At 32.2% G+C, this 12,252-nt stretch carries 11 protein-coding genes; all 11 read left to right on the forward strand.

Annotated elements, in window-relative coordinates:
• The first annotated feature begins 30 nt into the window (after nucleotides 1-30).
• The 11 genes from G4417_RS06675 to G4417_RS06720 all read left to right on the forward strand — a co-directional run bounded on the left by G4417_RS06675 (nucleotide 31) and on the right by G4417_RS06720 (nucleotide 12,152).
• Nucleotides 31-1,281: a restriction endonuclease gene (locus tag G4417_RS06675; RefSeq protein ID WP_173683046.1), complete on the forward strand. Its 1,251-nt coding sequence runs from the start codon at nucleotides 31-33 to the stop codon at nucleotides 1,279-1,281.
• A 506-nt stretch (nucleotides 1,282-1,787) separates the two neighbouring features.
• Complete coding sequence (locus G4417_RS06680; protein ID WP_173683047.1) at nucleotides 1,788-3,341, forward strand: MutH/Sau3AI family endonuclease; 1,554 nt, start codon at nucleotides 1,788-1,790, stop codon at nucleotides 3,339-3,341.
• A 40-nt stretch (nucleotides 3,342-3,381) separates the two neighbouring features.
• Nucleotides 3,382-3,849, forward strand: a complete 468-nt coding sequence (locus tag G4417_RS06685; protein ID WP_173683048.1) for a very short patch repair endonuclease — start codon at nucleotides 3,382-3,384, stop codon at nucleotides 3,847-3,849.
• A gap of 147 nt (nucleotides 3,850-3,996) precedes the next feature.
• A complete protein-coding gene (gene dcm / locus G4417_RS06690; protein ID WP_173683049.1) occupies nucleotides 3,997-5,382 on the forward strand; it encodes a DNA (cytosine-5-)-methyltransferase in 1,386 nt (461 codons plus the stop codon).
• A gap of 103 nt (nucleotides 5,383-5,485) precedes the next feature.
• Complete coding sequence (locus G4417_RS06695; RefSeq protein WP_173683050.1) at nucleotides 5,486-6,454, forward strand: FRG domain-containing protein; 969 nt, start codon at nucleotides 5,486-5,488, stop codon at nucleotides 6,452-6,454.
• Between the two features lie 9 nt (nucleotides 6,455-6,463).
• Nucleotides 6,464-8,656 (forward strand): hypothetical protein, encoded by a 2,193-nt coding sequence (locus G4417_RS16740; RefSeq protein ID WP_202048499.1) that lies wholly within the window; start codon nucleotides 6,464-6,466, stop codon nucleotides 8,654-8,656.
• Nucleotides 8,657-9,315: 659 nt separating this feature from the next.
• Nucleotides 9,316-9,888: a reverse transcriptase domain-containing protein gene (locus G4417_RS17290; protein WP_330598193.1), complete on the forward strand. Its 573-nt coding sequence runs from the start codon at nucleotides 9,316-9,318 to the stop codon at nucleotides 9,886-9,888.
• 141 nt (nucleotides 9,889-10,029) lie between these two features.
• The gene (locus tag G4417_RS17295) at nucleotides 10,030-10,617 is read left to right on the forward strand and encodes a group II intron maturase-specific domain-containing protein (RefSeq protein ID WP_330598195.1); all 588 of its coding nucleotides are present in this window, start codon (nucleotides 10,030-10,032) and stop codon (nucleotides 10,615-10,617) included.
• A gap of 294 nt (nucleotides 10,618-10,911) precedes the next feature.
• Entirely contained in the window at nucleotides 10,912-11,100 is a 189-nt protein-coding gene (locus tag G4417_RS06710) for an AAA family ATPase (protein ID WP_173717670.1), read from the forward strand.
• 77 nt (nucleotides 11,101-11,177) lie between these two features.
• Complete coding sequence (locus tag G4417_RS06715; RefSeq protein WP_173717671.1) at nucleotides 11,178-11,666, forward strand: hypothetical protein; 489 nt, start codon at nucleotides 11,178-11,180, stop codon at nucleotides 11,664-11,666.
• 120 nt (nucleotides 11,667-11,786) lie between these two features.
• Nucleotides 11,787-12,152: a PAS domain-containing protein gene (locus G4417_RS06720; protein WP_055057484.1), complete on the forward strand. Its 366-nt coding sequence runs from the start codon at nucleotides 11,787-11,789 to the stop codon at nucleotides 12,150-12,152.
• Nucleotides 12,153-12,252: the final 100 nt, after the last annotated feature.

Genomic DNA, 12,252 nt, shown 5'->3' on the forward strand with positions numbered 1-12,252 from the left:
CGTGGTAATTATAGAAGGATTAATTATTTTATGGAAATAGAATTTGAAAATTTATCTGAGGCTGATTTAATTGTAGATTGTATTTATAAAGGCGGTAAAACTCCAAATATTTCAGCCGAACCATTTCATAAATTGATTCCTGGGTGTGAGAACTCAGGGGGATTTAGGAAAAAATTAAGAGAAGATGGTTCTAGAAAGTATGCATATATAGTTTTATATACATCAATGGAAGAATTAGAATGGCCTGATTTTTTAGATGAGGAAACAGGGATATTTCGGTATTACGGTGATAACAGAGAACCTGGTAGGGCTTTGACCGATACAAAGAAAAAGGGAAATTTGATTTTAGAAACTACTTTCGCATTATTAAATGAAGGTGTCTATTTAAACGATATTCCACCATTTTTTATATTTAAGAAAACAGGAACGGGACGAGATGTTCAATTTTTAGGGCTTGCAGCACCCGGAAATCCGAAAATATCACCGGATAAAGATTTAGTGGCTTTTTGGCGAACTGTTAAAGAAAAACGATTTCAAAATTATGAGGCATATTTTACTGTATTAAATACAGGAAGTAAACCTATCATGAAAGAGTGGATTAAGATGCTCATTTATGATCATAAAAATAGTATAAAGTATGCGCCAGATGCATGGAAAAAATTTGTTAAAGAAGGCAGAAATGGAATTGAACCACTAAAAGCGTCACGTATTTTTAAACTTCCGACAAGATATGAACAGTTAGGCTCTAGTGATGAAGAAGGAAGAAAATGTGTAGAAATTATAAGAGATCATTACAAAAAATTTCCGCAAGGATTTGAAGAATGTGCAGTTAATATTATTAGTAAAATGGATTCTAATTTTATCGATTTTTCATTAACACGACCTTGGAGGGATGGAGGGCGAGATGCTATAGGTAGATATTCTATTAGTGCTGGAGGAAAAGTAAATCAACCATTGGTTATTGATTGTGCGCTTGAGGCGAAATGTTATGGGATTAATAGAGGCGTTGGAGTTCGAGAAATGTCAAGGTTGATTTCCAGAATTAAATATCGTCAATTTGGTATTATGATAACAACTGGTTTTGTTGATAGTCAGGCATATTCTGAGGTAGTGGAAGATGGGCATCCGATTTTAATTGTTACTGCGGCAGATATAGCTAGTATATTGAGAAATAATGCGATAAATTCTTTTAATATAGAAAAATGGCTATGTTCAGTTGAAAGTGAAAATACTAGAAGACTGATGGTTTATTACAATAATTTGGAAAATGCAATCAAGTAAGTGTAGGATAAGCTATAAAATTTAAAATGGGAGAAGATGTCACAAACTGATAGTGTGGTTTGTGACATTTTTTGTCAATCATATTAAAAGAAATTTTGATGATAGCTGTTGACAGTAGAATTGACGTTTGTTAAACTAAAATTGCATATCTGGGAGTATTCTAAACCATTCGGTTGATTTAATTCCCCATATAAGGTTAATAGTAAATATGATGGGAATAAATAGTGATGAACATTTGATTCATAATATGTTTTCTGTCATTGTAGTTAAAATAATTATTATGATTTTTTTGAAGTAATATGGTGCAATAGTTGCGGAATATTAGTTTTGATATCATGATATAGTTGAAATGAAATTAAGAAAAATTTGCCTATGAAAATGTATGTGTATATAATATATAAAAAATATTATCTAAGTAGGAATAGAATTAAAAGATATACGATATGAAAATTAAAGAATATTATATATAATAAAAGAAATGCTTAAAATGAAGGATGGTATATTTTATGGCGGAACATATTTATGAAAAAGAGGCATTGATTAATAGGTTAGAATCTTATTTAGGAAAAACTTTTGAAATGATTGATAATAAAGGTATGTTTGAACATGTGCAAGACATCAATCTTCAAAAGGGGATAGCGGGTGCTGTTGTAGAACAGTGCATTTTTGAATATCCACATGATTCAAGACAAGAAGCAGACTTAATTATTGTTGAAGGGGACAAATATATAAAAACTGAACTTAAAACAACAGGATTGTTAATTCAAAAAGCACCTAAAAAACACTATATTGCAAAGGAACCTATGTCTATTACTGCGGTGGGAGTATATAATCTTGCAGAACAAGAATTTGAAACATCCCATTTTTGGGAGAAACTGGAACATATGCTTATTATATATTACCATTATTCTGCGAAACATGCAGTTTCAGCTTATGACTACAAAGATTTTCAGATGGTTGGTTATGAGTTCCACGAATTTTCAAATGAGGATATAGAAATATTGAAAAATGATTGGGAAAATGTGCGTTCATTATGTAAAGAGATTATATCGCATCATCCAGGAGAGAAAAATAAGGAATGGAAAGCAGCTGTAAAAAAAGAATATATTGATGTACATACACAGTTGAGAAGAGTATTAAGTTATATTGATTTAGCACCCAAGTTTCCTCCAAGATTTCGATTAAAAAAACCGATGGTGTCATCCATTATTGCAAAACATTTTGGGTATGATTTAGAACAGTTACCAGGGAAATATATGTCTGTTTCGGATATTGATGCTAAATGTAAAGAGTTAACAGATAAATATGCGGGTAAAAGTATTAGACAACTTAGTAGGACACTTGGTTTAGAAGTTAAAGAAGAAAAGGATTTGGAACAAAAAGGAATCGCTGAAAAAATAGTTGTTTCAATGTTTGGCGGAAAGGCGAAAAAATTAAATCAGATTGCCTTATTTGAAAAGTTTGGCCTTATTGGTAAAACGATAACATTCACATCTAACGGTGGTCGGACTGAAGATATGAAATTGTATCATGTAGATTTTGAAGAAATGCTTAGAGATACTATTATTGACGATAATGGAGATAAACGTCAGATTATGTTTGAAGATTCTGATATGTATGGATACTTTGCTGATCATGAATTGCTATGTATTATATTTAAAGAATCGACACCTAATGATACAAAAAAAGATTCATCAAAATTGTTGGCATCGAACATTTTTGTAGGATTTAAAAGGATTGTATTTTCAGAAGAATTCATAAATACAACGGTTAAGAAATTGTGGGAAGATACTCGGGATAAAATTAAAAACCATAAATTAATAGATGTAGTGCAAAAGAGTAAAAATGGTTCTATTGTATTTTTAAAAAATGGAGAGATAAGTACGGCACCCAATTTTTTAAAAGGAAGTGATAATGATGTGTTTCTGAGAGGCTCTGGACAAGATTCTGCGTTGGTACATAAAACGGAATGTGTAAATGGAATATGTATGTTACCACAATATGTATGGATAAAAGGATTGGCTGTAGTTAATGAGCTAAATCAGACACCGGAAATTTGAGAGGGTAAATATTGTAAAAAAGTTTATAGGTGAATGTTAGATGCTAGAGAAAGAACCGCGGTTTCATGGAGAAGTGACAGAAAAAAGTCATAAAAATATGAGTAAGATACGAGGAAAGGATACAAGTATAGAAATCGTTCTTCGAAAAGCTTTATGGGAAAAAGGATATCGTTATCGAAAAAATTGCAAAGATTTGCCGGGAAGACCAGATATTGTTTTGACTAAATATCGGATTGCTATTTTTTGTGATAGCGAATTTTTTCATGGAAAGGATTGGGAAGTTTTAAAGCCTAAATTAGAGAAAGGAAAAAATTCAGATTATTGGGTGAAGAAAATACAGAGAAATATTCAAAGAGATGAAGAAAAAGACCAAAAATTAAATTATATGGGATGGACAGTTATACATTTTTGGGGAAAAGATATTTTGAGAAATACAGAACAATGTATTAAAGTAGTTGAAGAGACGATATTTGATATTAAATTAGGTGACATAGAGGATGAAATATAGATAAGACGCGCAATATAAGTGGGAAAGATGATACATAAAATAATTTTAAAATTATGTTTTTAAGGATCTTTACAAGAACTAAAAAATGCGATATTATATAACAACAGAACGATTGTTCTACTATAAAATATAGAAGAGGTATAAGAAGTGAAAAAAACAGTTTGCGAATTGTTTGCGGGAGTTGGCGGATTTAGATGTGGACTTAATAATATAAAAACATTAGAGGATTTTAATAAAGAAGAAAAATGGGATACTGTTTGGTTTAGTCAGTGGGAACCGGCAGAAAAAAGTACACAATATGCTCACGATTGTTACGTATATCATTTTGGAACACGGTTAGATAAAAACGGGAAAGATACAACAAATTATAACATTGAAGATGTAGATAAAACAACAATTCCAGATTTTAATTTGTTGGTAGGAGGTTTTCCTTGTCAGGATTATTCAGTAGCATCTTCATTGGCGACTTCTAAAGGTCTTGAGGGAAAGAAAGGAATTTTATGGTGGTCGATTCGAGAGACTCTTGAGGCGAAAAAACCTCCATTTGTATTACTGGAAAATGTAGATCGTTTATTAAAATCACCTGCTAAGCAAAGAGGGAGAGATTTTGGAGTCATTCTTGCCTGCTTTCGAGATGAAGGATATACAGTAGAATGGCGAGTGATAAATGCAGCAGAATATGGGTATCAACAAAGACGTCGTAGAATTTTTATTTTTGGATACAAAAATGATACTAAATATGCGAAAGATGTATTAAAAAAGGCGGAATATGATGATGCTTTTGAAAACGCTGAAAAAGCTTGTAAAATGGAAAAGGTGATTTTAAAAGATGGTTTTTTTGCAAAAACATTTCCGGTAAATAAAGCAGAGAATGCTAAAATGGTTATGAAAGAATTACCGATAGAAGTAGGTGAAGTATCTGAAAAATTTAATTGTTCATTCGAAAACTCAGGAATAATGAAAGATGGAACCATTTATACATTAAAAACTATTCCATATTATCATGGAAAACAGATAACATTGGGAGATGTTATGGAAACAGGAAGAGTTGATGAGCAGTATTTTATTCCTGAGGAAAAATTGTATTATACTAATCCGGATATTACACATAGTAATGAAATTGAAAATAAACTTCCAAAAGAAAGCAGGCAAACTTGGCAGTATCTTAAAGGGGCAAAAAAATTGTTACGTACAAGTGCTAATGGTCATGAATACGTTTTCTCCGAGGGAGCGATTTCTATGATTGATCAAGAGGACAAACCTGCTCGAACAATGCTGACATCAGAGGGTGGTTTTAGCAGAACAACTCATATTGTAAAAGATAAAGAAACCGGAAAGATAAGATTACTTACTGCTACGGAAACAGAAAGAATTCAGGGATTTCCTACTGACCATACAAAATATTGTCTGGTTAATGGAGAAACTGTAGAAATGCCTTTGCGTAAACGCCGTTTTATGATGGGAAATGCGTTAGTTGTTAATTTAATATCTGATATGGAAAAGACATTGGAAAAAATATTTGATAATGAATAAAGTTATCAGAATTAAAGAAAAGATATGAGCGGATGCTAGCATAAAATAGATGGTGCTTATAAGTAGAGAATATATTTTTGATATTGTTTTGTTAGGAGAAAAAATGAAAAAAAATTTGGTTCAGTATATTAAAGAAATTAGAGACAAGATGGAAAATTTAGAAGAAAGTCAAAAAAGCTATACTGACGAAAAAACTTTGATAGCATTTAGAGGGGAACCTAGAGATTTCGGAAAAACAAAATTAATGCCATCAATTTTTAGAGAACCTGATATGATAAATAAAGAATCATATATTTTTGAGCTTATGAGTGATTATAATGTGTTAGATTCGAAAAAGACTAGAATTATTGATAAAGCTATTGAATCACAACATTATGTTGCGATTAGCAGAATGTTAGATATAACATTTAGTATTTTACCGGCACTATATTTTGCATGTTCTAATCCAAATGAATTAGATAAAGATGGACGAGTTTATGTGTTTTGTTTTCCAGAGCATTATTCACCTCATTCTGCATATTTAGAAGCATTTTATAATAATCTTATGAATGATAAGGATAATATTACATATTCTAAAAATTTCAAGGTTATCACTCATAGTTATTCGAATGATAGGATACAAGCACAATCTGGTGGATTCATCTTTTTTCCAGGAAAAGAGTATATTCCGATAAATTCAGTTTATTATGAAGAGGTTTTTATTTATGCGGAAGATAAAAAACAAATTTGTGAGGAACTAAATAAATTATTTAGTATACGAGAAGCAACTTTATTTCCAGAAAAAAGTACACGTGCAAAGCTAGTAAAAGATATTTTGTATAATGAAAGATATAAAGAAAGAAAAGTATCTGTTCATGATGAAATTGATACATGTTTTGAACGGATTAAATTTGAAATAGAAGTTTTTAGAAACAAGCAAAGTGTGAAGGGGGACATTTTATTAAGAAAGTTACGTAAAGAAAAAGATGATTTGATTTCTTATGTGAACTTTCTTGAAATAGAAAAAGAGGAAAAGCAGAAATATATAGACGAGATTGAGAAACATTTTTTTATTCTAACTAAATTATACTAAGGAGAAAGAATGGATTTAGAAGAAATAATTTATAAAATTATAAAATTGGTAGAGCTCGATGTTGAAACGATAGAAGTAGAACAAAAAGTGAAAGACATTCCTATTATTTTTATAAATGGAATCAATAAAGACGGAAATGAAGAGCGCTATAGCATTTATAATTGCAGTGAAAGTAAGTTTAATTTACAAAAATATCATGAAATATTGGAAAAAGATGATGGGATATCGACACAAGTTTTAGTTTTTAAAGATTGGGACGATGAACGTCAAAAATATTGGGAGATATATGATAGTGAGATATTAAAAGCTCAAGAAAGAAGTTTGCTTAATCGATATTTTACAAAGAGTATCTCGTTTTATACAAATTTAAAAGAATACATAGATATAGAGGTTGATGATGGAATTAATTACTTGGAATATAGAGCGGATAGTGAATTAGAAGGATACGTATATAACGTATCAATGTATAATCTGAAAAAGCTGTTTAATGTAACGGGCACTACATTATTTAAAATGAATGTCCGAAATGGACTTAAAAAAAATCCAATAGGAAAGGATTTGCGTAGACAGTTTAGAAAGTATTTGTGTATAGGCATATATCAGCATTTGAAAGAAAAAGATGAATTAAAAAGATGCTTTAAGCAATTACAAGAGATATTAGAAATTGATGAAAACGATGAGCAAATTTCAAATAATAGACCTAAAAAATTCTGGTTTTATCATAATGGAATTACAATATATGCATATGATCAGAAAATTGATAGAGTGGGAGATAGGATAAAACTTAATCCTTTAAAAGTGAGTGTGATAAATGGAGCCCAGACTCTTACTCATTTTTTTGAAGAATGTGATGATTTAAAGCATAATTTGCCGAAAAAATTAAAGGAAGTATGTACTATTAAAGAAAACCAGATTGCGGAAATTTTAGAGGTAGTATGCAAGGAAATTGTGTTAAAAACGATTTGTATAGAAGGTAAATTGGAAGATGTTCGCCCTATAACATATGGATTGAATACTCAGATTCCTATTTATCAAGAAGATATAATGGCAGATGATATAACTGTACATCAAATTAATGCATATTTGATGAAAGCAGGAATGAAAATTTTAAAACGTGGTGAAGAAGAATATAACGGGGAAGGTTTTTCAGTTATAGAGTTTGTAAAACGGTATTTATTGGTAGATAAAAGACCAGGAGAGAGTAAAAATTTAAAAAAAAGTAAAATAGAAAGTATATTAAATGAGGCTTTACAAAATTTAAAAAACAAAGGAGATAGCATAATTGAATGTTTGGAAATTATAGATATTTTGGATGTTTGGTGGAGAAATTCAAAAGAAAAAAGAAATATTTTGTATAATAAATATAATATAATAAATAGTTATGGAAAGAATTACTTTTTAAGTTATGTGATAAATGAGAAAGTGGAAGAACTAGATGATGAATATATATATGTCTTATATGGAAATTTTGTACAGAGCTTAGAAAGCATTGATAAGAATTTAAAAGTAGAGTCATTTAAAAATGATGAATTATTTAAGTATTATATGGCTAGAAGAAAGATTATGTCTAAAGATATAATTTGGAATAATGATATTGAAAAAAAATTGAAACAATTTTTAGTTGAACATGATGTTTCACCATATGCTTACGCTAAAGAAATAGAAGATTTTTTTAAGCAAGAGGGACAAGATATTCCATATTTTAGAGTGATAAAAAGATATAGTAATAAAAAGCAACAATTTTTTCCAAAAGAAGCATTTCCATTTGCGAATGCTACTTTTTCAGAGTTATATCAAAAAGATAGAAATGTAATAAAAGATGGTTATATTAAATATGAAAATTCACTTTTTTCAAAAGAAATAAATAAAAAAATTCCTGTATTTGTTTTAGATTTCATAGAAAATAAGTCAGGGAAAAAAGATATATGTTCAATTACTTTCATAAAAGATTTTTCATTTGTTTCAGAAAATGCTAAAGCTGAAATGGTATATAATGAAACTGTTGAAGCATTTGAAAAGGGGGATGATAATCTTTTTCCTAAGTCAAGTGAGAAAAAAGGATTCCATGTTAGACCTAAAGCTGCAAATTCTGAAGATACTTTTGAGTTTACTAATGGTTTACAAATTACTAAAAGAACATTTTGGGCAAATAGAGAGACGATTAATGAATTAATACAATTATATGTTAATGAAAAAGAGTAAAATATATTTCAAGTTTTCTAAATGATATGAGTATTAGCTCATAAGAATCTGACCACCTAATCAGTGGATAAATAAAATAACCAATCAATAAAAGATTACTGAAAATTCTATAAATTGGTAAAGAACTGTAAGGGTCTGACCGTGCGTCCAGCAAAGGGTATATAGTCCGGTGGGTGGAAGCCCCATCAAATAAGCTGTTAACCACAGCATTTGAAGCGAGTCTTGAGTCTGTTACGGTAACGTGCAGGCTAAGCGTAGACAGCAAGATAGCAGGGATAGCTATGGAGCACCGAAATCCCAAAGTATCAGAGGGTCGACACCGTGGTCAGGGTGGAAGACAATATATGCACTTATCGTTATGGTGAGATTTTGCATGCCTCTGCGGTGTTGTTGAAACTATTCATGTCAGACAGGGACTATATGTCAACTGGAGAGGACCTGCATTTTCTTTTCAGAGTGTGTAAATGAAAAGTATGTCCGCCAACCAAAAGAAGAAAGACAAACGAAGTGCAGGTAGTCGGAGGCCCGAACAGTACCGGTGAAGGTATGAACAAAATAAATACTGGAGGGAAGTCGAGAGAGAACTGTGCCTCGCAGTTCTGGCCTGCGAAACTATATCAAAGAGGAAACATTAGCTATACACAGAGATAGGGGAACTAATGGAAACGAAATTGGCGAGAATATCACAATTATCAAAAGAAAACCCAGATATGGTCTTTACATCACTGGGGCATCTTATCAATAAGGAGATGCTTGAGAACTGTCATGTCCAGATGGATGGAACGAAAGCCGTAGGAATAGATGGAGTTACCAAAGAAGAATACGGAAGAAATCTGGAAGAAAATCTAGAAGCCCTTATAGAAAGTCTGAAGAAGAAATCCTATAAGCCTAAACCAGCAAGACTGGTAGAAATACCAAAGGACAATGGGAAGATGCGGCCACTTAGTATCTACTGTTATGAAGACAAGCTGGTACAGGAAGCACTGCGCAGGATACTGGAAGCAGTATTCGAGCCAATGTTTTATGATGAGATGATGGGATTCAGACCCAACAGGGGCTGCCATAAAGCAATCCGCAAACTAAACATAATGCTGGAAAGGAAACCGACGAATTATGTTCTGGATGCGGATATAAAAGGATTCTTCCAGCATCTTGACCATGAATGGATTGTGCGTTTTATAGAATCAAGGATAAAGACCCGAATATCATCCGCCTTGTCAGACGAATGCTGAAAGCAGGAATTATGAATAACTATGAATTTGAAGCAACAGAGGAAGGAAGTGGACAAGGTTCCGTCTGCTCTCCGATAATTTCCTGTATCTATCTATATGCACTATGTGCTGATATGGTGGTTCAGAGAGGTGGTAACGCCGATGTTAAAGGGATATGCAGGTCTGGTGGTCTATGCTGATGATTTTGTGGTGACATTCCAATACAAATCAGATGCAGTATGGTTCTATGAACACTTAAAACATAGAATGGGACACTTTGGATTAAGCCTTGAAGAAGAAAAGAGCAGGCTGATAGAGTTCGGACGATACGCAAAGGAAAGATGCAGTAAAAGTGGAACGAAGCCAGGTACCTTTACTTTCCTAGGTTTTACACACTACTGTTCCAAAAGCAAGAATGGTAGATTCAGAGTGAAGAGGAAAACCAGTAAGAAGAAGTTTGCGAAGAAATGTAGAGAAATAAATCAACTGATGGGACACATGAAAACATGGAAACTGAAAGAGATTACTGCTAAACTCAATCAGATACTGACTGGTTATTACCATTACTATGGAATCACAGACAATACAGAAAGAATAACAGCATTTCGATACCACGTAATGAAAAGTTTATTCTACTGTCTAAATCGGAGGAGTCAAAAGAAAAGCTACAACTGGGTAGAATTTCTGAATATGATAGATAACAGCTATCCACTGGTAAGACCCCGAATATATGTCAGTGTATATAATTGATAAATGTGAACGATTCGTTTCGCAAAGAGCCGGATGCGGGAAAGCCGCAAGTCCGGATTCTGTGAGGGGCGTACGACCGCAAGGGGTGCGTCTACTCGACATCTAACTAACCGATAAATAAAATAATGAATTAGTAAAAAGTTGATGAAAAGTCTATAAATGTAATGTGACATTGGGGTTTAGCGCAATAGAGTTTGAATATTGTGAATCGCTTGAATTGTTGGAAGAATTCTTTCATAAATATATTAATATTAGAAGTTGTCAGTTATTAAGAATTAATCCTGAAACGAAGAAGTGGAATTGCTCTATAGCAACAAGGGCGAATCGCAGGGAAACCAGGTATTTGCCGATTTGCTTCCTCATCTGATCAGGGTAATAGAAAATGCCGGAATGCTGATCATTGATGAATTTGGCAATAGTATTCATAATAAATTGGCTGAAAAAATTATTGAATTCTTTATGGAGAATGTTGCTTTACGCTAAAATGGTTTCATGCTATCATTATTTTAGTTGAAAATTTTGATGGCATGAAGCTATTTTTGATTGGAGGCATGGAAGATTTGAACTTTAACTATTGCTATAAAATTACTTATGAATCAGGGGAAACTTATGACAGACGAAGAAATGAGCTGTCAGTAGAAATTTCAAAAGAAGACTATAAGAAAATTATAACAGGAGTATTACAGGAAAGACCGATTGAGCAGATTGAAGGGATTTCGGATGTAATTGATAAAATGACGGAAAATGTTGAATTTGCGGATCGTTTTATGAATAAAAATGGTTCATTAAGAAAAACACCATTAAAGAAAAAAAGAGCTATTTCAAAACTTGAATTTTCTATTCCGAAATATGAGTATCGGCGATTAAAAAAGATGAAGGATCCAATAGAGACATTGGAACGCCCAGTGGAACATATGACTGTTTATCGGAATGATGGTTCCAGTGTGACTTTGACAGCGGAGAATGGACGTGTGAGTATTGTTGACTCCAGGGAGAAGAATGTAAAGCATATTATTGAGGCAGATTATTTTGTTTCGAAAATTTTGTAATGATTTATTACAAATACCATTGATGGTGTCCGTATGTATGCCAACAGATATTTAAAGATATTTGATGTGGATAGTAAACTATTAGACGAAAGAAAAAAATGAAAGGACATAAAAAAATATATGATTAGTTTTTATAAGAGTATTGTTGACCAGGACAGAGCTTCGATTGTTATATGCAATCTTAAGCATGAGATTATCTACATGAATCCGGCAGCTGTTAACAGCTATGCGAAGCGAGGCGGTGATAAACTTATTGGAAGAAGTCTGTTAGATTGTCATAATCAGGAATCCAGGGATAAAATACAGAAGGTAGTGGACTGGTTTGCGGCAGATGAGAGCCATAACCTTGTCTATACTTTCCATAATGAGAAGCAAAATAAAGATGTTTATATGGTGGCACTCAGAGAAGAGGGAAGACTGATAGGATATTATGAAAAACATGAATATCGAAATTCAGAAACTATGAAACAATATGATTTGTGGTGATGTTATGGCACAGGACGAATGGTGCAGGCAGTTGTTCAAGAATGAGGAAATACGACAGAAACTCACCCGTGTGGTAAGAAGAAAAAATGGAATGAGGTAA

Origin of the sequence: Blautia wexlerae, from assembly GCF_013300825.1 — a bacterium.
Taxonomy (GTDB): Bacteria; Bacillota; Clostridia; order Lachnospirales; family Lachnospiraceae; genus Blautia_A; species Blautia_A wexlerae_B.